This window comes from Streptomyces sp. NPDC017529 (genome assembly GCF_044329785.1).
Taxonomy (GTDB): Bacteria; Actinomycetota; Actinomycetes; order Streptomycetales; family Streptomycetaceae; genus Streptomyces.
The window spans coordinates 27496-48586 of record NZ_JBIRJY010000012.1 but is presented as its reverse complement, the minus strand read 5'-3'; the positions used below and the strand labels follow the sequence as shown (position 1 = coordinate 48586).

The 21091-nt window shown below is 70.1% G+C and carries 16 protein-coding genes; 5 read left to right on the top strand and 11 right to left on the bottom strand.

What is annotated here, in order from left to right:
• The first annotated feature begins 39 nt into the window (after nucleotides 1-39).
• The 3 genes from ACH4K4_RS26880 (at nucleotide 40) to ACH4K4_RS26870 (ending at nucleotide 3061) form a co-directional block, all read left to right on the top strand.
• A complete protein-coding gene (locus ACH4K4_RS26880) occupies nucleotides 40-699 on the top strand; it encodes a DUF3000 domain-containing protein (protein WP_398170709.1) in 660 nt (219 codons plus the stop codon).
• Between the two features lie 346 nt (nucleotides 700-1045).
• Nucleotides 1046-1708, top strand: coding sequence for a response regulator transcription factor (locus ACH4K4_RS26875; RefSeq protein WP_003985651.1), 663 nt, complete (start codon nucleotides 1046-1048; stop codon nucleotides 1706-1708).
• A 78-nt stretch (nucleotides 1709-1786) separates the two neighbouring features.
• Nucleotides 1787-3061 (top strand): HRDC domain-containing protein, encoded by a 1275-nt coding sequence (locus tag ACH4K4_RS26870; protein ID WP_398170707.1) that lies wholly within the window; start codon nucleotides 1787-1789, stop codon nucleotides 3059-3061.
• A gap of 64 nt (nucleotides 3062-3125) precedes the next feature.
• On the opposite strand, the gene ACH4K4_RS26865 is transcribed toward ACH4K4_RS26870, so the two are convergent.
• Nucleotides 3126-3818 carry a PepSY domain-containing protein gene (locus ACH4K4_RS26865; protein ID WP_398170706.1) on the bottom strand — a complete coding sequence of 231 codons (693 nt, stop codon included), beginning with the start codon at nucleotides 3816-3818 and terminating at the stop codon, nucleotides 3126-3128.
• A gap of 469 nt (nucleotides 3819-4287) precedes the next feature.
• Here ACH4K4_RS26865 and ACH4K4_RS26860 point away from each other — a divergent pair, with 469 nt between their 5' ends.
• Entirely contained in the window at nucleotides 4288-5508 is a 1221-nt protein-coding gene (locus ACH4K4_RS26860) for a thiolase family protein (protein WP_398170704.1), read from the top strand.
• Nucleotides 5505-7631 (top strand): 3-hydroxyacyl-CoA dehydrogenase NAD-binding domain-containing protein, encoded by a 2127-nt coding sequence (locus ACH4K4_RS26855; RefSeq protein WP_398170702.1) that lies wholly within the window; start codon nucleotides 5505-5507, stop codon nucleotides 7629-7631. Before ACH4K4_RS26860 ends, ACH4K4_RS26855 begins: the two co-directional genes overlap by 4 nt.
• A gap of 42 nt (nucleotides 7632-7673) precedes the next feature.
• Here the strand turns inward: ACH4K4_RS26855 and ACH4K4_RS26850 are convergent, their stop codons facing one another.
• The 10 genes from ACH4K4_RS26850 to ngcE form a co-directional block, all read right to left on the bottom strand.
• Entirely contained in the window at nucleotides 7674-8198 is a 525-nt protein-coding gene (locus ACH4K4_RS26850; protein WP_398170701.1) for an NUDIX domain-containing protein, read from the bottom strand.
• Nucleotides 8199-8319: 121 nt separating this feature from the next.
• Complete coding sequence (locus ACH4K4_RS26845) at nucleotides 8320-9825, bottom strand: amino acid permease (protein WP_398171035.1); 1506 nt, start codon at nucleotides 9823-9825, stop codon at nucleotides 8320-8322.
• A 405-nt stretch (nucleotides 9826-10230) separates the two neighbouring features.
• A complete protein-coding gene (gene dxs, locus ACH4K4_RS26840) occupies nucleotides 10231-12171 on the bottom strand; it encodes a 1-deoxy-D-xylulose-5-phosphate synthase (protein ID WP_398170700.1) in 1941 nt (646 codons plus the stop codon).
• Nucleotides 12172-12492: 321 nt separating this feature from the next.
• A complete protein-coding gene (locus tag ACH4K4_RS26835) occupies nucleotides 12493-13776 on the bottom strand; it encodes a sugar ABC transporter permease (RefSeq protein ID WP_398170699.1) in 1284 nt (427 codons plus the stop codon).
• Nucleotides 13773-14561 (bottom strand): ATP-binding cassette domain-containing protein, encoded by a 789-nt coding sequence (locus ACH4K4_RS26830; protein ID WP_398170698.1) that lies wholly within the window; start codon nucleotides 14559-14561, stop codon nucleotides 13773-13775. Before ACH4K4_RS26830 ends, ACH4K4_RS26835 begins: the two co-directional genes overlap by 4 nt.
• A gap of 87 nt (nucleotides 14562-14648) precedes the next feature.
• Nucleotides 14649-15758 (bottom strand): substrate-binding domain-containing protein, encoded by a 1110-nt coding sequence (locus ACH4K4_RS26825; RefSeq protein ID WP_398170696.1) that lies wholly within the window; start codon nucleotides 15756-15758, stop codon nucleotides 14649-14651.
• Between the two features lie 149 nt (nucleotides 15759-15907).
• Entirely contained in the window at nucleotides 15908-17185 is a 1278-nt protein-coding gene (locus ACH4K4_RS26820) for an ROK family protein (protein ID WP_398170694.1), read from the bottom strand.
• Between the two features lie 257 nt (nucleotides 17186-17442).
• Entirely contained in the window at nucleotides 17443-18324 is an 882-nt protein-coding gene (locus ACH4K4_RS26815) for a carbohydrate ABC transporter permease (RefSeq protein ID WP_398170692.1), read from the bottom strand.
• The gene (locus ACH4K4_RS26810; RefSeq protein WP_398170690.1) at nucleotides 18324-19247 is read right to left on the bottom strand and encodes a carbohydrate ABC transporter permease; all 924 of its coding nucleotides are present in this window, start codon (nucleotides 19245-19247) and stop codon (nucleotides 18324-18326) included. Before ACH4K4_RS26810 ends, ACH4K4_RS26815 begins: the two co-directional genes overlap by 1 nt.
• A gap of 69 nt (nucleotides 19248-19316) precedes the next feature.
• Nucleotides 19317-20759 carry an N-acetylglucosamine/diacetylchitobiose ABC transporter substrate-binding protein gene (gene ngcE, locus ACH4K4_RS26805; RefSeq protein WP_398170689.1) on the bottom strand — a complete coding sequence of 481 codons (1443 nt, stop codon included), beginning with the start codon at nucleotides 20757-20759 and terminating at the stop codon, nucleotides 19317-19319.
• Nucleotides 20760-21091: the final 332 nt, after the last annotated feature.

Genomic DNA, 21091 nt, shown 5'->3' with positions numbered 1-21091 from the left:
TCCCTCAATGAGCGGCTCCTTCCGCCTAATCTTCCGGGCATGGCTGCGGCTCACGAACACCTCGCGGACAGCGCGGACAACGTCCCGATCCCCTTCCGTCAGGCGATCGAGGCGCTCCGCACGGCACGGCTGCGCCCCGAGATCGAAATCGAGCCGACGCCCGCGCCCAAGCGCCTCGCGCCCTACGCGTACGCGCTGGAGGCGGCGGTCGTCGAGCCGGGCACCGGGCCCGAAGGGGAGGACACGGACCTGGCCGACGGGAAACTGGTGCTGCTGCACGACCCGGCCGGGCACGACGCCTGGCAGGGCACCTTCCGGGTGGTGACGCTGGCACGCGCGGAACTGGAGCCGGAGATGGGCTCCGACCCGCTGCTGCCCGAGGTGTCCTGGTCCTGGCTGACGGGGGCGCTGGACGCGCGCGGCGTGCGGTACGGGGAGCCCAGCGGCACGGTCACCCGGGCCAGCTCCCACTACTTCGGCGGGCTCGCGGACCGGGCCCCGGCGACCCAGATCGAGATGCGCGCCTCGTGGACCCCGGAAGAGGGGGGCCAGGGCGGTGCGCCGGACCTCGCGGCCCACCTGTCCGCGTGGTGCGACCTGTTGTGCCAGGTGGCGGGGCTGCCGCCGGTCACGCCCGAGCCGTCGCCGCGTGGCGGGGTCGTACCCCTGCCGCAGCGCAGGGGACCGCAGGCGCGCTGATCGCACGCGCCGGCGCACGACGCGACCGGTGGAGGCGTCGACGCACCGCCCGGCGCGGCAGCGCGCAGCCGGCGCGCGGGGCGCGCCCCCACCGCCCTCCCGGTGTCCGGGCCTCGGGACCGGGCTGCCCCGCGACGCTCGAACGGTTTCCCGGCAATCTCGTGCCGCCCGCTCACTCCAAAGTCGATCAAGCGGCCGATTTGCCCGAAATGAACTAACTAAGTCGAGATCAAACTCTAAAGTCGCGCCGGTTTGATGCCGAAGAGGTCAGTGACCCTTCAAAGACGGAGCATTCCGACTCGCCCCATATGTCGGCCCCCGTCCCGCCACTCCCCCAGGAGGCCCGGTGTCAGTTCTCCTCGAACAACCTTCGAGCCTGGTCGCCTACCGCCCGAACAAGCCGACGGCCATGGTCGTCGTGGCCGACCCTCGCGTCCGTTCCACCGTCACCCGCCACCTGTGGGCGCTCGGAGTACGTGACGTGATCGAGGCGTCGTCCATCGCGGAGGCCCGTCCCCGCGTCGGCAGCCCACGCGACATCTGCGTTGCCGACGTCCACCTGCCCGACGGCTCCGGCCTGACCCTGCTGTCCGAGACCCGGGCCGCGGGGTGGCCCAACGGCCTCGCCCTCTCCGCCGCCGACGACATCGGCGCCGTCCGCAACGCCCTGGCCGGCGGCGTCAAGGGATACGTCGTCACCGGCACCCGAACAAACCTCGGACTCCCGGGCCGCCCCGGCGCCGCGCCCATCGGCGCCAACGCCGCCCGCATGCACCGCCGCCCTCCCGGCGCCCCCGGACACCCCGGCGGCTACCGCGAACTGTCCGGACGCGAGGTCGAGGTGCTGCGGCTGGTTGCGGAGGGCCAGTCCAACAAGGCCATCGGCGTCTCGATGGGCCTGTCCGCACTGACCGTCAAGAGCCACCTCGCCCGCATCGCCCGCAAGCTGGGCACCGGCGACCGGGCCGGAATGGTCGCCGTCGCACTGCGTACCGGCATCATCCACTGACCCCCGCAGACCGCCGTCACGCCCGTCGAGGGAACGTTCCCTCGACGGGCGCAGTGCATACACAGATACCCTTGACTGGTGACCGACGCCCAAAAGACCGCAGAAGACTCGACACTGCGTACATCCGGAGACTCCCCTCCGGACACCCGCCCGGCGCCGGTCCCCCTACTGGAACCGCGCGAGGGCACCCCCGCCGTGACCGCCACGGACGGAGAACTTGCCGAAGTCGTGGCAGCCTTCGCGGCCGGCACGGGGCCGGTGGCCGTGGACGCCGAACGCGCCTCCGGCTACCGCTACGGGCAGCGCGCCTACCTCGTACAGCTGCGCCGCGAAGGCGCGGGCAGCGTACTGATCGACCCGGTGGGCTGCCCCGACCTCTCCGCCCTCGGCGAGGCCGTCACCGACGCCGAGTGGGTGCTGCACGCCGCCACCCAGGACCTGCCGTGCCTGCGCGACATAGGCATGATCCCGTCCCGCCTCTTCGACACCGAGCTGGCCGGGCGCCTCGCGGGCTTCGCCCGCGTCGGCCTCGGCGCGATGGTCGAGAACGTCCTCGGCTACGCCCTGGAGAAGGGCCACTCGGCGGTCGACTGGTCCACCCGCCCGCTGCCGGAACCCTGGCTGCGCTACGCCGCGCTCGACGTCGAACTGCTGGTGGACCTGCGCGACGCGCTGGAGGAGGAACTGACGCGCCAGGGCAAGCTGGAATGGGCACACCAGGAGTTCGCGGCCATCGCCGCCGCACCCCCGGCCCCGCCCCGCAAGGACCCCTGGCGCCGCACGTCCGGCATGCACAAGGTCCGCCGCCGCCGGCAGATGGCCGTCGTACGGGAACTGTGGACCGCCCGGGACCGGGTCGCGCAGCGGCGCGACGTCTCGCCGGGCAAGGTGCTCGGCGACGCCGCCATCGTCGAAGCGGCACTGAACCTGCCCCCCAACGCGCACGCGCTCGCCGCGCTCAACGGCTTCGGGCACCGCATGGGCCGCCGCCAGCTCGAACAGTGGCAGGCCGCCGTCGACCGGGCCCGCGCCCTGCCGGACAGCGAGCTGCCGCAGCCCGGCCAGCCGCTGAACGGCCCGCCGCCGCCCCGCTCCTGGGCCGACAAGGACCCGGCAGCGGCGGCCCGGCTGTCCGCCGCCCGCGCCGCGGTGACCGCGCTCGCCGAGGACCTCAACCTCCCCCAGGAGAACCTGATCACCCCCGACACGGTGCGGCGCCTGTGCTGGGAGCCGCCCGCCCAACCCACCGAGGAGACGGTGGCCGCCGTCCTGGCCGGCCACGGCGCCCGCCCGTGGCAGATCGACCAGGTCGCGCCCATCCTCACCGAGGCCCTGAGCACGACCGGAGCCTGACCCTCCGGGGGCGGGCCGGGAATCCCCGGCCCGCCCTCGCCGGCCCAGTCCCGCCCTCGCCGGCTCAGTCCCGGTCGACGTGCTCCCGCAGGATCTTCCGGTTCGTCGCGTCGACGTCGAACGTCGTCTTGTTCCAGTCGTTCTTCGTCACCACGTCCACCGACCAGATCTCCTTCTTCTGGTCGTTGTCGTCCAGCTCCACGGCGCTGACCGTGCCGCTCTTCTTGCCGGTCGCCGTCGCCGCGGCCTGCTGAGCCGTGACGGTCGCCCGCCGAAGCCGGTCCGCCAGCTTCTTCTTGTCGTCGCCGTCCTCGTCCTCGGCCCGCGGCTGGTCCGCCTTCCCCGACACCGCGTCGACCCGCACGGTGCTGGCCGTACCGTCCTCGGTCGCCACCTTCGCGTGCCACTCCGGCTTGCCGCCGGCCCCGCGCTTCAACTCCACCGCCACCGGCTTCGAGCCCGCGACGGCCGCGGTGGCGGCCTTGAGTGCCTGGTCGTACGAGGTCTTGGCCTCCGGGATGAGGGCCTTGCGGGATCGCTGGTCCTCGGTCATTCCGCCTGAGCCTTCGGCGGAGGTCGGCGCGGTCGGCGTCGCGGATGTCGGCGTCGCCGACGGTTTTGGCGTGACTGACGCACCGCCGCCCTTGTCGTTGTCGTCCCCGCACCCGACGAGTACGGCTGACGCCGTGAGCAGCGCCACGAGCCCGGCTGCCGCGCGGGTACGCTGCGCGTTCCTTCCCATCCTGTACGTGTTCATGGATGCACCTTATGTCCCGTAATGCGCGTTCCGCACTGACGCGCGGGGGTGGCCGACGTCTGCGCAACGAGTGCCCTGCGGGCAAGGCTTTACGCGCTGCCGCGCGGGGGTGCGCTGGTTTCGTTGGGGGTCGGGGCCGCGCAGGGGGCTCCCCGCAGCCGACAGCTCGCTCCTGCCAGGTTCAGCGTTCAAGACATGGACCTCGCGAGTGCGGTGTGGGGGTCCCCCGGCCGGAGGCTGGGGGAGAGAGACCCCTGCGGGGCCCCGGCCCCGCCCCCCACCGGCCCAAACGCGCAAACGCGCGTCAGCGCGAAACCGCGCGCCAGCGCGATCCGCACTCGGCATGTGACGTTCGCCGCTCCCCCCACAGGGACTGTGCAGCCTGGTTACCCGCAAGTAGCATGAGGGTGTGACGCGCCCCTTGGGCGCGCCCGCAGCAGTGCCATCCCGCACCTGGAGGAGAGCCAACGTGCCTCGTACCGCTAGGGACGTCGTCTTCGTCGACGGCGTCCGCACCCCGTTCGGCAAGGCGGGCCCGAAGGGCATTTACCACGAGACTCGCGCCGACGACCTCGTCGTCAAGTGCATCCGGGAGCTGCTGCGCCGCAACCCGGACCTCGACCCGGCCCGTATCGACGAGGTCGCCCTCGCCGCCACGACGCAGATCGGCGACCAGGGCCTGACCCTGGGCCGTACCGCCGGCATCCTCGCCGGCCTTCCGCAGTCCGTGCCCGGCTTCTCCGTGGACCGGATGTGCGCCGGCGCCATGACCGCCGTGACGAGCATCGCCGGCGGCGTCTCCTTCGGTGCGTACGACATCGCGGTGGCCGGCGGCGTCGAGCACATGGGGCGGCACCCCATGGGCGAGGGCGTCGACCCCAACCCCCGGTTCGTCAGCGAGAAGCTGGTCGACCAGTCGGCCCTCTTCATGGGCATGACGGCGGAGAACCTCCACGACCGCCTCCCCCACCTCACCAAGCGGCGCGCCGACGAGTACGCGGTGCGCAGCCAGGAGAAGGCCGCCAAGGCGTACGCCGACGGCAAGATCCAGGCCGACCTGGTGCCGATCTCGGTGCGCCGCACCAACGCGGAGGCCGGCGAGACCGGCTGGGGCCTGGCGACCGCCGACGAGCCGATGCGCCCGGGTACGACCCTCGAAAACCTCGCGGGCCTCAAGACGCCCTTCCGCCCGCACGGCCGCGTCACGGCCGGCAACGCGGCGGGCCTGAACGACGGTGCCACCGCCTCGCTGATCGCCGCCGAGGACGTGGCCCGCGAGCTGGGCCTGCCGGTCAAGATGCGCCTGGTGGACTACGCCTTCGCGGGCGTCGAGCCCGAGGTCATGGGCATCGGGCCGGTTCCGGCGACGGAGAAGGCGCTGGCCAAGGCCGGGCTGTCCATCGACGACATCGGCCTGTTCGAGATCAACGAGGCCTTCGCCGTCCAGGTGCTGTCGCTGCTGGACCACTACGGCATCGCGGACGACGACCCGCGGGTCAACCAGTACGGCGGCGCGATCGCCTTCGGTCACCCGCTCGCGTCCTCCGGTGTGCGCCTGATGACGCAGCTGGCGCGGCAGTTCGAGGAGCAGCCGCACGTCCGCTACGGCATCACCACCATGTGCGTCGGCTTCGGCATGGGCGGCACGGTCATCTGGGAGAACCCGCACTTCGAGGGAGCAGGCAAGTGAGCACCACTACCGAACTGCTGAAGGGCGCGGCCGAGCTGTTCCCGGACGAGGTCGTCACGCAGGCGCACGTGCGGCACCTGGAGCTGCCGGGCGCCGGCACCTTCGCGCTGATCACGCTGGACAACGGCCTGGACCACACCAAGCCGACCACCTTCGGCCCGCAGTCGCTGGCGAACCTGGACGCGGCGATCGACCAGGTCGAGGCGGAGGCCGAGGACGGCAAGATCACCGGCGTCGGCGTCACCGGCAAGCCGTTCATCTTCGCGGTCGGCGCCGACCTCAAGGGCGTCGAGCTGCTCAAGCGGCACGAGGACGCGCTGGCCATCGGCAAGGGCGGCCACGACGTCTTCAAGCGGCTGTCGGGGCTGGCCGTGCCGACCTTCGCGTACTACAACGGTGCCGCGATGGGCGGCGGCGTCGAGGTCGGTCTGCACTGCACGTACCGCACCGTCTCCAAGGCGCTGCCCGCCTTCTCGCTGCCCGAGGTCTTCCTCGGCCTGGTGCCGGGCTGGGGCGGCTGTGTGCTGCTGCCGAACCTGATCGGCGCCGACCGCGCGGTCTCGGTGATCATCGAGAACTCGCTCAACCAGAACAAGCAGCTCAAGGGCCAGCAGGTCTTCGACCTCGGCATCGCCGACGCGATCTTCGAGGGCGCCGACTTCCTGGAGCAGTCGCTGCTGTGGACCGCCTCGGTCCTCAAGGGCGACACCGAGGTCGTACGGGCCGACGTGGACCGCGGCGAGGCGTGGGACCAGGCCGTGCAGCGCGGCAAGGCGATCGCGGACGGCAAGGTGCACGGTGCCGCCCCGGCCGCGTACCGCGCGCTGGACATCATCGCGGCCGCCAAGAACGGCGACCTGCGCCAGGGCTTCGACTCCGAGGACCAGGCCCTCGCGGACCTGATCATGGGCGGCGAGCTGCGCAGCGGCATCTACTCGTTCAACCTGGTGCAGAAGCGCGCCAAGCGTCCCGCCGGCGCGCCGGACAAGTCGCTCGCGCGCCCGGTGACCAAGGTGGGCGTGGTCGGCGCGGGCCTGATGGCCTCGCAGTTGGCGCTGCTGTTCGCGCGCCGTCTGGAGGTGCCGGTCGTGCTGACCGACATCGACCAGGCCCGTATCGACAAGGGCGTGGAGTACGTCCACGGCGAGATCGACAAGCTGCTCCTGAAGGGCCGCGTCAACCAGGACCAGGCCAATCGCCTCAAGGGCCTGGTCAGCGGCCACCTCGACAAGGCCGCCGCCTTCGGCGACGCGGACTTCGTCATCGAGGCCGTCTTCGAGGAGATGGGCGTCAAGCAGCAGGTGTTCGCCGAGGTCGAGGCGGTCGTGCCGGAGCACGCCGTCCTCGCCACCAACACCTCCTCGCTGTCGGTCACCGAGATGGCGTCCAAGCTCAAGCACCCCGAGCGGGTCGTGGGCTTCCACTTCTTCAACCCGGTCGCGATCCTGCCGCTGCTGGAGATCGTGCGCGCGGAGCAGACCGACGACGCGTCGCTGGCCACCGCCTTCTCCGTCGCCAAGTCGCTGAAGAAGACGGCCGTGCTGGTCAAGGACGCCCCGGCGTTCGTGGTCAACCGCATCCTGACCCGCTTCATGGGCGAGATCCAGAACGTCATCGACGAGGGCACCTCCGTCGAGGTCGCCGAGAAGGCCGTCGAGCCGCTCGGTCTGCCGATGTCGCCGCTGGTGCTGCTGGAGCTGGTCGGCCCGGCGATCGGCCTGCACGTCTCCGAGACGCTGCACGGCGCCTTCCCGGAGCGCTTCACCGTCTCGCCGAACCTGGCCGCCGTGGTCAAGGCCGGCAAGCGCGGCTTCTACGTGTACGACTCCGGCAAGCCGGAGCTGGACCCGGAGGTCAAGGCGCTGCTCAAGCAGGGCGACTCGGTGCTGACCGAGGAGCAGGTCCGCGACCGCGTCCTGGACGCCGTCGCGCAGGAGATCGGCCTGATGCTGGACGAGGGTGTCGTCGCCGAGGCGCAGGACATCGACCTGTGCCTGATCACCGGCGCGGGCTGGCCCTTCCACCTGGGTGGCATCACGCCGTACCTGGACCGCGAGGGTGTCTCGGAGCGCGTCAACGGCAAGAAGTTCCTCGCCCCGGGCGTCGCGAGCGTGCCCGCGTAAGGCAGGACGACCGTTTCACCGGCTGCCCTGGTACCGCTGTTCTCAGTGGTGCCAGGGCAGTCGCACGGGTGCGGACGGTGTCCGGCCGTCGCGCAGGTCCGCGAGCAGCGGCGGCAGCCCGTACGGGAAGACGGGCTCCGCGGTGGCCGCCAGGTCGTCCGCCGTCCACCAGCGGTGCCCCGCCGTCGCGGCGCGCTCGTGTGCCTCGAAGCCGCTGGTGTCGACCGTGTGCCGGACGACGCGGTGCAGGAAGAACACGTCCTCGAACACGCCGCTCGCCCAGGTCAGCTCCGCGTACCCGGAGGTATGGGCGACCAGCCGCCCCAGCGCGCCGGGGGCCACCCGCAGGCCCGTCTCCTCGGCCAGCTCCCGCGCTGCCGCGGCGGGCAGTGACTCCCCCTCACGCACGCCGCCGCCGGGCGTGACCCAGTAGTACCCGGCGTCAGGCCGGTCGGGGTCCAGGAGGCTGCGGAAGAGCAGTAGGCGGTCGTCGGTGTCGAGCAGCAGGACGCGGGCGGAGCGGCGTACGGAGGCGGGGGCGTTCGGCGGAGCCGGGGTTGCGGGCATCCGGGCAGAGTAAGCCGTCTCCGGGGCGGGCGTCAGCGAATTCCGCGCGGCGGCGGTGCACGCCGGCGGCCCCGTACGCCGTCGGGGAGGCGCGTACGGGGCCGCGGCGTTCCCGGCCGGGTCAGGGACCCTGGCCGGGGTCTGCGGGGCCGGAGGGGGCCGTTCCCCTGCCGGGCCGGTTCATGCGGCTGTGCGAGCGCCCGTAGGCGAAGTACACGACGAAGCCGATGAGCATCCAGACGCCGAAGCGCAGCCAGGTCTCCGCGGGCAGGTTGAGCATCAGCCACAGCGAGGCGAGCACCGACAGGGCGGGGACGAACGGCACCAGCGGCGTACGGAAGGAGCGGGGCAGATCGGGGCGGGAACGGCGCAGGATGACCACGCCGAGGGCGACCACGACGAACGCGAACAGGGTGCCGATGTTGACCAGCTCGGCGAGCTCGTCGATCGAGGTGAAGCCGGCGACGACCGCGACCACGACGCCGAGTGCGACGGTCGAGCGGTACGGGGTGCCGAAGCGCGGGTGGACCTGCGAGAACACCTTCGGCAGCAGGCCGTCGCGGCTCATCGCGAAGAAGACCCGGCTCTGGCCGAGCAGCAGGATCATGCAGACCGACGTCAGACCGACGGCGGCGCCGAAGCTGATCAGCCCTGCCCAGAAGGGGTGCCCGACGGACTTGAACGCGTCGGCGAGCGGGGCGTCCGTGGACAGTTCGCTGTACTTCTGCATGCCGGTGACGACGATCGAGACGGCGACGTACAGCACCGTGCAGATGGCCAGCGAGCCGAGGATGCCGCGTGGCACGTCGCGCTGCGGCAGGCGGGTCTCCTCCGCCGCGGTGGCGACGATGTCGAAGCCGATGAAGGCGAAGAAGACCACGGCGGCGGCCGCGAAGATGCCCATCACGCCGAAGTCGGCGGGGGTGAAGCCGAAGACGATCTGGGACAGCGGCGCGGCGAGGCCGTCGCCCCCCTCGGTGGCCCGGCTGGGCGGGACGAAGGGCTCGTAGTTGGCGCCGGTGACGAAGAAGGCGCCCGCGATGATGACGAGGAGCACCACGGTGACCTTGATACCGACGATCACCGAGGTCACGCGGGACGACAGTTTCATGCCGGCGACGAGGATCACGGTCAGGACCAGCACGAGGACACAGGCGAGCAGGTCGAAGCCGAAGGTGCCCTCGTGCGTACCGGAGAGCCCCTGCGGCAGGTGGACCCCGGCGGTGTCCAGCAGCGAGCGGACGTAGCCGGACCAGCCGACGGCGACCACCGCGCAGCCCAGCGCGAGTTCCAGTACGAGGTCCCAGCCGATGATCCAGGCGGGCAGCTCGCCCAGGGAGGCGTACGAGAAGGTGTATGCCGAGCCGGCCACCGGCACGGTCGAGGCGAACTCCGCGTAACAGAGCGCGGCCAGCGCGCAGACCAGGCCCGCGGCGGCGAAGGAGAGGGCGACCGCGGGGCCCGCCGTCTCCTTGGCGATCTTGCCGGTGAGGACGAAGATGCCGGTCCCGATGACGACGCCGACGCCGAAGACGGTCAGGTCGAGGGCGGAGAGGGACTTCTTGAGCGCGTGCTCCGGTTCCTCGGTGTCCCGGATCGACTCCTCGACGGTCTTGGTCCGGAACATGCCGTTCCCGCGGGCCCGGCCGCTCCCCGCCCCGCCCGGTCCGTGCTCCGCGCCCCGCTGTGTGCTGCTCATGGGCCAACCTCCGCCTGGACGACCGTCACGACTCCTGAACTGCCCGAGTCTGCGCAATGGTCGGGACGAGTACGGTGCGGCGGGCCTGCGTGCGGCGGGGATTCACCCGATGGTGCGGACGGGTGGATATGCCGAAGGGCCGGTGGTTGCACCCGTTCGGGTGGCCCGTCAGCCCATCGTATGACCGTTCAGCGGTGTTTGTGCGGTTGTTGCGCGTCGGATTTATGCGGCCTTGGGCGGTCTTTACGCGTCCGTTGAACAACCGGTGCGCAGGCGGCGGGCCGGCACGGTCACGCCGTGCCGGCCCGTACCGGCTTCCGCCCCGCCTTCCCGTCAGTCCCGCGTGGCCTCGGCCCGCGCGGCGTCGACGGACCGGTCCGCGTCCTCGTACCGGCCGTCGATCTTGGAGACGAGACCGGTCACCTGCCGGGCGATGTCCGGGGCCGTCAGCCCGATCTCGGCCAGGATCTCCTTGCGGGAGGCGTGGTCGAGGAAGCGCTCCGGAATGCCGAAGTCACGCAGCGGGACGTCCACACCCGCGTCGCGCAGCGCCTGCGCGACGGCGGAGCCGACACCGCCCGAACGGCTGTTGTCCTCGACGGTCACCACGACACGGTGCGCGTCGGCGAGCCCCGGCAGCGCCGCGTCGACGGGCTTGACCCAGCGCGGGTCCACGACCGTCGTCGAGATGCCCTGCTTGTCGAGCAGGTCGGCGATCTCCAGGCACATCGGTGCCAGCGCGCCCACCGACACCAGCAGCACGTCGGGCCGCTCGACACCCTCGGCGGGCGCGCGCAGCACGTCCATGCCGCCGACCTTGCCGACGGCCTCGACCGCCGGGCCGACCGCGCCCTTCGAGTAGCGCACGACGGTCGGCGCGTCGTCCACCGCGACGGCCTCGCGCAGCTGGGCGCGGACCTGGTCGGCGTCGCGCGGGGCCGCGATCCGCAGGCCCGGTACGACCTGGAGGATCGACATGTCCCACATGCCGTTGTGCGAAGCGCCGTCGGTGCCGGTGACGCCCGCCCGGTCCAGGACGAAGGTGACGCCGCACTTGTGCAGCGCGACGTCCATCAGGACCTGGTCGAAGGCGCGGTTGAGGAACGTGGCGTACACGGCGAAGACCGGGTGCAGGCCGCCGGTGGCCAGGCCCGCCGCGGAGACGGCGCCGTGCTGCTCGGCGATGCCGACGTCGTACACCCGGTCGGGGAAGGCCTTGGCGAACTTGTCCAGGCCGACCGGCTGCAGCATCGCGGCCGTGATCGCGACGACGTCCGCACGCTCGTGGCCCAGCTTGACCATCTCGTCGGCGAAGACGGACGTCCAGTCGGCGCCGGAGGAGGCGATCGGCAGGCCCGTGTCGGGGTGGATCTTGCCGACGGCGTGGAAGCGGTCCGCCTCGTCCTGAAGCGCCGGCTGGTAGCCGCGGCCCTTCTCGGTCAGGCAGTGCACGATGACCGGGCCGCCGAAGCGCTTCGCGCGCTGCAGCGCGGACTCCAGGGCCACGATGTCGTGCCCGTCGATCGGCCCGACGTACTTGAGCCCCAGGTCCTCGAACATGCCCTGCGGCGCGATGAAGTCCTTCAGCCCCTTCTTCGCGCCGTGCAGCGTCTCGTACAGCGGCCTGCCGACGACCGGGGTGCGCTCCAGCAGGTCCTTGCCGCGCGCCAGGAAGCGCTCGTAGCCGTCCGTCGTGCGCAGGGTGGCCAGGTGGTTCGCCAGCCCGCCGATGGTCGGCGCGTACGAGCGCTCGTTGTCGTTGACGACGATGACGAGGGGGCGGTCCTTGGCGGCCGCGATGTTGTTCAGCGCCTCCCAGGCCATGCCGCCGGTCAGCGCGCCGTCCCCGATGACGGCGACGACGTGCTGGTTCCTGCGCAGCACTTCGTTGGCCTTGGCCAGGCCGTCGGCCCAGCCCAGGACCGTGGAGGCGTGGCTGTTCTCGATCACGTCGTGCTCGGACTCGGCCTGCGAGGGGTAGCCGGACAGGCCGCCCTTCATCTTCAGCTTCGAGAAGTCCTGGCGCCCGGTGAGCAGCTTGTGGACGTAGGACTGGTGTCCCGTGTCCCACAGCACCTTGTCCTTCGGCGATTCGAAGACCCGGTGCAGGGCGATGGTCAGCTCGACCACGCCGAGGTTGGGGCCGAGGTGCCCACCGGTCTTGGAGACGGCGTCGACGAGGAACGTACGGATCTCCCCCGCCAGCTGCTCCAGCTGCTCCGGGCCCAGTCGGTCCAGATCGCGCGGTCCCTTGATACGGGTCAGCAGCGCCACCCGTGCCTCCTTGCTGTCGAGCTGGTTCGAGCGATATGTACAGATTCGCTAGGTTGTAGCTGGCTCTGGCTGGTCGAGCTTGCCGATCTGCCGAGTCTAATGTTCCGCCTGCGGCGGCGGAGAACGGGCCTTGCGATGTATGTCACGCGGATGGCCGTCCGCACCAGGCACCGGCCCGCGCCCCGTCCTCCGGCCCCAGACGCAACGACGAGCGCCGCAACCACCTGGTTGCGGCGCTACTGGTGATCTTTTTCTCCCCTCACCCACGGCAGCGCGAACACCTCGCGCTCAGCGCGAGCCCAAACCCCCGCGCGCAGCGCGCTACGCCCGTCCCGCCGTCTTCTGCGTACGCCGCGACACGGAGTCGATGACGACCGCCGCCAGCAGCACAGCCCCCGTGATCATGAACTGGACCGCCGAGGCGATGCCCAGAAGGGCCATCCCGGAGGCGATGGACTGGATAACGAGAACGCCCAGGAGCGCGGACCACGTCTTGCCGCGCCCGCCGAACAGGCTCGTACCGCCGATGACGGCCGCGGCGATCGCGTTCATGAGGAGGCTGCCGGCGCCGGAGGACTGGTTGGCGGCGTTGATCTGGGAGGCCAGGAACATGCCGCCGACGGCGGCCATCGTGCCGGCGAGGGAGAAGACGGAGATGCGGATGAACGGGACGTTGATGCCCGCGCGCCGCGCCGCCTCGACACTGCCGCCCAGGGCGAAGACCCGGCGGCCGTACGAGGTGCGCCGCAGTACGAAGTCGAGGGCGACGACGACGCCGAGGAAGATGACCACCGCGAGCGGCAGGCCCTTGTACTGGTTGAGCAGCCAGGCCACCAGGTAGGCGGGGACGGCCAGCACGGCCGTACGCAGGAGTACCTCGCTCAGCGGCCGGCTGGGCACGCCCGCGGCCTCGCGGCGGCGCGAGTCGAGCAGGGAGAGGCCGAGGAAGGCGAGGACGGCGACGGTGGCCAGCCCGTACGCGGCGGCGATGTCGCTGAAGTAGTAGTTGGTCAGCTGGGCGACGAGCCCGCTGTCGTCGAGGTTGATGGTGCCGTTCGACCCGAGGACCTGCAGCATCAGGCCGTTCCAGCCGAGCAGTCCCGCGAGGGTGACGACGAAGGCGGGGACGCCGACGCGGGCGAAGAAGAAGCCGTGCAGGGCACCGGTCACGGTGCCGGTGAGGACGGCGAGGACCAGGGCGAGCCATTCCGGCAGGCCGTTGTTGATGTTGAGGACGGCGAAGACCGCGGCGGCCAGGCCGCTGACCGAGCCGACGGACAGGTCGATCTCGCCGAGGATGAGGACGAAGACGATGCCGACGGCGATCAGTCCGGTGCCGGCGGCCGTCACGAAGAGGTTCGAGAGGTTCTCGGCGCCGAGGAAGGCCGCGTCCTGGAGCTGGAAGACGATGCCGATGACGATGAGGCCGACGACGACGGGGAGGGAGCCCAGTTCTCCGCTGCGGGTCTTGCGGCGGAATTCGTCGAGGTAGCCCTTGAAGCCCTGCTGGCGTACGAGCAGGCGCGGGTCGACGGCGGTGACGGCGCCGGCCGCGGGGGCCGCGCCGGCCGGGTCGTCGCCGGTCTTGGAGAGGTTGGTGGTCACGTCCGGTCCTCCGCGGTGCGGGCCTTGCGCCGGGTCACGGCGTTGTCCGTGGCTCCGGTGATGGCGGAGATGATCTCTTCCTGGCTGGTGGTGCGGACGTCGAAGGTGCCGTTGTTGCGGCCCAGGCGCAGGACCGCGACCCGGTCGGCGACGGCTTTGACGTCGGCCATGTTGTGGCTGATGAGGATGGTGCCGAGGCCGCGTTCCCGCAGCCGCTCGACGAGGTCGAGGACCTGGGCGGTCTGTTCGACGCCGAGGGCCGCGGTGGGCTCGTCGAGGATGACGACCTTGGGGTCGCCGAGCAGCGAGCGGGCGATGGCGACGGTCTGCCGCTGGCCTCCGGAGAGCGACGCGATGGGGATGCGGACGCTCGGGATGCGGATGGAGAGTGTGGCGAGCAGTTCGCGGGAGCGGCGTTCCATCTCGACCTCGTCCAGCACCGAGGCGCGGGTGATCTCACGGCCGAGGAAGAGGTTGCCGACGACGTCGAGGTTGTCGCACAGCGCGAGGTCCTGGTAGACGGTCGCGATGCCCAGTTCCTGGGCGGTGTGCGGCCGGTCGACGGTGACGGGCCGGCCCTCCCACTCGATGACGCCGGCGTCGGCGGGGCCGACGCCGGCGATCGCCTTGACGAGGGTGGACTTGCCGGCGCCGTTGTCGCCGACCAGGGCGACGACCTCGCCGGGGTGGATCTCCAGTTCGACGTCGGTGAGCGCTTGTACGGCACCGAACCGCTTGGAGATTCCGCGCAACGCCAGCACGGGCGTAGCGGACACGTGAATCATCTCCTTCGCCGCCTGACCGGCGGGGGATGTGCCGTCCGGGGCCCCGGCCCGCGGGCGGGCCGGGGCCCCGGACTGGTGGGGAAGGTCTTACTTCAGGCCGGCCTGGTCGCAGGCGGACTGGAACTTGGCGGTGCAGATCTCGGCCTTGGTGAAGAAGCCCTCTTGGCCGACATACTTCGAAATATCGGCCTTGGTCAGCGCGAACGGCGTGACGATGACGGACGGCACCTTCTTCTCGGTGGCGCTGTCGACGGTGGTCTTGGCGACCGAGTCCAGCTTCTTGCCCTGGGCGAGGGCGACGGCCATCGAAGCGGCGGCGTCGGCCTCCGGCTTGTAGGGCTTGTAGACGCTCATGAACTGCTCGCCGACGAGGATGCGCTGGACGGCGGAGAGTTCGGCGTCCTGCCCGGTGACCGGGGGCAGCTTGGTGAAGCCGGCGCTCTTGAGGGCGGTGATGATGCCGCCGGCCATGCCGTCGTTGGCGGAGTAGACGCCGATGATCTTGTCTTTGCCGAGCGAGGAGATGGCGCCCTTCATGTTCTCGTTGGCGTTCTCCGGCTTCCACTCCTTGGTGTCGTACTCCTTGCCGATCTTGACCTTGCCGTCGAGCACGGAGTGCGCGCCGTCCTTGTACATCTTGGCGTTCGGGTCGGTGACCGACCCGTTCATCATGACGATCTCGCCCTGGTCGGCGTTGTCGCCGAGCGCCTCCAGGAGCGATTCGCCCTGGATCTTGCCGACGCGCTCGTTGTCGACGGAGGTGTACGCCTTGATCGGGCCCTCGGCCAGCCGGTCGTAGGCGACGACGGGAATGCCCTTGTCGTTGGCCTTCTTGACCGAGGAGGCTATGGACTTGGCGTCCACCGCGTCCAGGATCAGGGCGTCGACCTTCTTGGTGATCATCGTGTCGACCTGCTGCTGCTGGACGGAGGGGTCCTGCTTGGCGTTGTCGTAGAGGATCTCGGTGTCCTTGCCCGCCAGCTCGCGGATCTTCTTCTCGATCAGCGGCTTGTCGAACCGCTCGTACCGCGCGGTCTGGTTCTCGGGCAGCAGGAGGCCGATGGTCAGCGGCCCCTTCCCGTCCTTCTTGGCGCCCCCGTCACCGCCGGCTTCCTTCGCGGAGCCGCAGGCGGCGAGGCCCGCGGCCATGGAGACGGCGGCAGCGGCCACGGCGGCACGACGCAGATGCGTGTTCACGGTGAAACCTCCCTGACGAGGCCGCGTCGTTGCGGCCGAGGTGGCTGGAAGTCAACTCGGCCGCTCGCAGACCGTCAAGGAGTAAATACTTAACGAGATGACAACGGTGCCATACGTTAGCTGCGTGAACACAGCGTGCGGCACGTACGTCAGGCAATGGCCGAGGCGCCGGTGCCGTCACCGAGGCGGGGACCGGCGCCCGCCGGCACCCCCGGGGCCTTCCGCCCGCCCGACTGCACGGTCCCCTCCACGGGCTGCGCCCCGTCCAGCAGCGTCGAATCGCCCATCTCGCTCAGTACGAGCGCCAGCGCCCCCAGCACCTCGGCCCGGCCGCCGAGCGTCCCCGGCACGATGCCCAACTGCCGTGCGGCGCTGGGGATCGCGTACCGCGACACCGACTCCCTTATCGGCCCCAGCACCAGCTCCCCGGCCTCCGCGAGGTCGCCGCCGAGCACCACCCGGCTCGGGTTGAGCAGGTTGCACAGGTTGGCCACGCCGCTGCCGATGTGCCGCCCCACGTCCCCGATCACCCGGCGGCAGCCGGGGTCGCCGTCCCCGGCCAGCCGGACCACCTTCGCCATGGTCAGGTCGGGCCCGTGGCTGGGCTGGAGCAGCGGGAGCACGTACCGGGCGGCGGTGAAGGTCTCCAGGCAGCCGCGGTTGCCGCAGCGGCAGACCGGCCCGGACTCGTCGAGCGTGATGTGCCCGATCTCGCCCGCCGTGCCGCCGGGGCCGCGGTAGATCCGGCCGTTGATGACCAGGCCGGCGCCGACGCCGCTGGCGACCTTGATGTACGCGAGGTCGGCGGCCCCGCGGCCGCTGCCCCACACCAGCTCGCCGAGCGCGCCGAGGTTGGCGTCGTTGTCGACGTACACGCACACGCCGAGCCGGTCGGCCAGCTCCTCGCTCGGGTTCGTGCCGCTCCAGCCCGGCAGGATGGCGGTCGAGCCGAGCGTGCCGGACTCGACGTCGATGGGGCCCGGGACGCCGAGGCCGACGCCGATGACCTTGCCCGGGCCGACGCCGGTCGCCTCGATCAGCCGGTTGACCAGGCGCTCGGCCCGGTCGAAGCCCTCCGCGGCGGAGGCGTCCACGTCGATCGGCTCGGTTTCCTCGGCGAGCACATGGTGGGCGAGGTTGCCGACCGCGACCCGCAGGTGCGAGTGGCCGAAGTCGACGCCCACGACGACGCCGGCGTCCCCGGAGAGCGAGACGCTGCGCGCCCGGCGGCCGCCGGCCGAGGTGGGGGTGACCTCGACGGTCCCGGCGTCCTTCAGTTCCCGCACGATGTTGGAGACCGTGGCCGCCGACAGGCCCGTGGTCCGGGCGATCTCCGCCTGGGTGAGCGAGCCCGCCATGCGCACCGCGCGTACGACCCGCTCAAGGTTGGCCCGGTGCAGCGAGGACTGCGAACCCGGAGTCTCCATCGACTCATCCACTCCCGCCTGTAGTGCCCGGCGCGACGACCGGCCACCGGCCGGGCCTCACCGATGGGACCCGGCGTGTCTCCAACATGTGAATCTAAGCTGACGTGCCCGGGTCCTGTTCCGTCAAGTCCTCGACCGGGTACACGGTGCCTGTGGCCAAAACCGGCCGTCCGCCCGATGCACGGGAAGCGGCCCCCGCTGATGGGCGGGGGCCGCTCGGCCGTTCGGCGTACGCCGTGCCGGTGTCCGGCCGCCGGCTACTTCAGGGCGCCCGCCGTCAGGCCCGCCACCACCTGCCGCTGGAAGACGATGTACGCGGCGAGCACCGGCAGCATCGCGATCGTCAGGCCCGCGAACAGGCCGGACCAGTCGCCCTTGTACCCCTGGCTGACCGCCAGCGCGACCAGCCCCTGGGTCAGCATCTTCTTGTCCGGGTCGCCGACGTTCAGCACCGTCGGCAGCAGGTACTGGTTCCACTGCCCGAGGAAGTTGAAGATGCCGACGCTGATCAGTCCCGGCTTCGCCATCGGCAGCATGACCTGGAAGAACGTACGCGTGTGTGACGCGCCGTCAATGAGCGCGGCCTCCGCCACCGACGTCGGCAGCGTTCTGAAGAACCCGCTGAGGAAGAAGACGGTGAACGGCAGGGAGTACCCGATGTAGACCAGGATCAGGCCGTGGTAGGTGTCCAGCAGGGCCATGTTCTTCATGACGAAGAACAGCGGGACCAGCGCCAGGATGACCGGGAACCCCATTCCGCCCACGAACAGGAAGTAGATGAAGCGGTTGCCCGGGAAGTCGAAGCGGGCCAGTACGTACGCCGCCATCGAACCCAGCAGCATCGTGCCGATCAGCGAACCGCCCACGACGATCAGCGAGTTGAAGAAGTACTGGCCCATGTTCGCCTTGTCCCAGGCGCGTGACCAGTTGTCGAAGTGCAGCGCCGACGGCAGGCCCCAGGGCGAGCCGAAGATCTCCCCGTCGTCCTTGAAGGAGCTGACCACCGCCCACAGCAGCGGCATGGTCACCAGCAGGCCCCAGATGACCAGCACCCCGTGGGAGAAGACGTTCAGGACCTTCCCCTCGCCGCCCTCGCCGCCCCGGCCCGCCGTGACCGGGGTCTTGGTCTGCGCGCTCATCAGAACTCCAGTCGCTCGCGCCGGCCCAGCCGCATGACGACGGCCGAGAAGATCAGGGTCACTATCAGCAGGGAAACGCCGATCGCGGTGGCGTATCCGGCCTGACCGTCGCGGAAGGTCTTCTGATAGACGTACAGCGGCAGGACCTCGGTGGAATAGTCGGGCCCGCCGGGCCCGACACTCATGATCTGCACGAACGCGAAGGCCGACACGTCCAGGGCCAGAATGCCCATGTAGATCCAGCCGGTCTGCACGGTGTCCCAGAGCAGCGGCAGGGAGATTCTGAAGAACGTGTTGAACCGGTTGGCGCCGTCCAGCAGCGCGGCTTCGTAGAAGTCCTTCGGTATCGAACTCATGCCGGCCGAGAAGAGCACGACGTAGAAGCCGACATTGGCCCAGATCATCGCGCCCATGATGCACCAGAGCGCGAGCTGCGGATCCCCCAGCCAGTCGGGCTGCACGTTGTCCAGCCCGATCGCCTGGAAGAACGCGTTGAGCGCGCCGCTCTCCGGGTTGTACGCGAACTGGAAGAGCAGGGCGACGATCGGGATCGACAGCACCTGCGGGAAGAAGTAGAGAATCTTGTACGTGCCCGAGCCGCGCACGCCGCCGATGACCGCCTTCTTCCTGCGGCGGCCACCGACGTTGAGCATGAAGGCGAAGAACAGCCCGAGCGACAGCGTCACCACCGGCAGCAGAAGCAACAGCGTCACACTGTTCCCCACCGCGGCCCAGAAGACGCTGTCCTTGAAGAGGCGGGTGTAGTTGTCGAACCCGACCATTTTCATGTCCGAGCTCAGGCCGGTCCAGTCCGTGAAGGAGTAGTAGATCGCCTGCACGAACGGCGATATCACGAAGATCGCGTATATCGCCAGTGGAACGACCAGGAACCCCGCGATGAAGCGGTATTTACCGTGCTGCATGACTACCGATCCCGTTCTTTCCCCGCGGCTTGCGCGACCGCCACCGCTGGTGACGCGTCCGACGCACGGTCAGCGCTTGTACTTCTTGACGCTGCTGTCCTCGCGCGTCTCGTCCGCGTACTTCTGGATCTTGGTGATGGCCTCGTCGGGAGTCATGCGGCCCGCCATCATCTCGCCCAGCGCGCCGACACCGATCTTCTCTTTCTGCAGTGCCACGTACCAGTCCTGGAGGCGCGGGTTGACGATGTTCTTGCCGGCCTTTTCGAGCGCCTGTTGCGCCGAATCCAGGCCCGGGGGCAGGGTCAGGCCCTCGGTGCCGCCGTTGAGCGAGGTCAGCGAGGAGACCTGCTTGATGAAGTTCTGCGAGGACTTCTTGCCGAGCATGATGCGCAGCATTTCCATGCCGCCGGGGGCGTTCTTGGCCTGCTTCGGCACGATGTACGGTTCGCCGCCGGAGGCCCAGATGGCGCCGAACGGCATCTTGTCCGAACCGGAGAGGCTGGACGGGGCGCCGACCGAGAGCTGGAAGTCGGGGTTCTTCTCGATCTGCTTGGCCGACTCGTTCTCCACCCACGAGCCGTTCGGGATGAAGAGGGCCTTGCCCTCGGCCCACGCCTTCTGCGACTGGAGGTGGTCGAGTCCGGGCGAGCCCTTGAGGACGTAGCCCTTCTTGTAGAGCTCGTAGTACGCCTCGAAGGCCGCCTTGACCGCCGGGTCCTTCCAGGCGTTCGGCTCCAGGTTGTCGATCTTGCGCAGCACCTCTGCGCCGCCGATCTTGGCTATGAAGGGGTACAGGCTGAAGGGCAGGTAGTACGGGTACTTGCCGGGATACGTCCACCCGGCGACGCCCTTCTTCTTCGCCTTCTCGCACACGGCGAGCATCTCTTCCCAGGTTTCCGGGTATTCGGCGTCGGCGATCTTCTTCAGGTTGGTCTTGGAATACCAGACGCCGTAGACCGTGTACGCGTAGTACATGATCCAGGTTTCCTCGCCGCCGAACTGGCCCATTTCCACGACGCCGGGGCGCAGGGTGTCGCGCACCTTCTTGTCCGGGTCGTCGATCGACGGGGCGTCGAGCAGCGGGGTGAGGTCGGAGAGCTGGTTCTTGCTGACGAGCGTGCCGAAGTCCATCTGTTCCGCGCCGGAGTTGTCGACGAGGTCCGGAGGATTGCCGCCGTTGAAGCGCGGCTGGAGCGTGGACTGGATCTTCTGGGTGGAGGAGAGTTTGACCTTGCCCTTGGTTTTCGGGAAGGCGGCGACGTATTCGGCCTGGGCGTCCCTGGCGTACTTGTCACCGAATCCGCCGTCGAAGATGACGACGTCGAGGGCCGCGGTCTCATTGACCGCCAGCGGGTTCTTGGCGGATTTCTTTCCCTTTTCGACCTTCTCGCCGCCGCCACCACCGCTGCCGGCGCACGCCGACAGCGCGCCCATGGCCGGTACGGTGACGATCCCCAGGGCCGCGGCCCGCTTGATCAGGTCACGTCGGCTGAAATCTGAGGTGGATCCCATGCGCAAGTCCTCGCCTTCTTCAGGACTCAGGCGGTGTACCGGAGCCACCCCGGCACCGCGGGTCAGATGAAGCTGAGTTGTACGGGATGTGCACCGGGCGCGCTAGAGATGTGCGGGGCCGATTTCACGTGCTGCTCCGCAGGTCCCCCCGGGTCGGCGACGTCGTTCGCACAGTCGCTCGGACGCCGACAGGTATAGTCCACTTAACGTCAACTCGGCAAGATCGTAAGCAAGTTCGGGCCGCCATCTTTCCCGAGTTGAGACCTCGCCGGTATGCCTCGCCCGGGCCGCGGACTTCCGGCCGCCGTCCGCGGGGTCACCCTTGACAACAA

What these genes read in the sequence shown, in the direction of transcription:
- ACH4K4_RS26850 (WP_398170701.1), bottom strand. Translation starts at nt 8,198, where the DNA reads ATGCCCGCAACCCCGGCTCCGCCGAACGCCCCCGCCTCCGTACGCCGC.
- ACH4K4_RS26815 (WP_398170692.1), bottom strand. Translation starts at nt 18,324, where the DNA reads ATGAGCGCGCAGACCAAGACCCCGGTCACGGCGGGCCGGGGCGGCGAG.
- ngcE (WP_398170689.1), bottom strand. Translation starts at nt 20,759, where the DNA reads ATGGGATCCACCTCAGATTTCAGCCGACGTGACCTGATCAAGCGGGCC.
- ACH4K4_RS26865 (WP_398170706.1), bottom strand. Translation starts at nt 3,818, where the DNA reads ATGAACACGTACAGGATGGGAAGGAACGCGCAGCGTACCCGCGCGGCA.
- ACH4K4_RS26830 (WP_398170698.1), bottom strand. Translation starts at nt 14,561, where the DNA reads ATGATTCACGTGTCCGCTACGCCCGTGCTGGCGTTGCGCGGAATCTCC.
- ACH4K4_RS26880 (WP_398170709.1), top strand. Translation starts at nt 40, where the DNA reads ATGGCTGCGGCTCACGAACACCTCGCGGACAGCGCGGACAACGTCCCG.
- ACH4K4_RS26845 (WP_398171035.1), bottom strand. Translation starts at nt 9,825, where the DNA reads ATGTTCCGGACCAAGACCGTCGAGGAGTCGATCCGGGACACCGAGGAA.
- ACH4K4_RS26810 (WP_398170690.1), bottom strand. Translation starts at nt 19,247, where the DNA reads ATGCAGCACGGTAAATACCGCTTCATCGCGGGGTTCCTGGTCGTTCCA.
- ACH4K4_RS26820 (WP_398170694.1), bottom strand. Translation starts at nt 17,185, where the DNA reads ATGGAGACTCCGGGTTCGCAGTCCTCGCTGCACCGGGCCAACCTTGAG.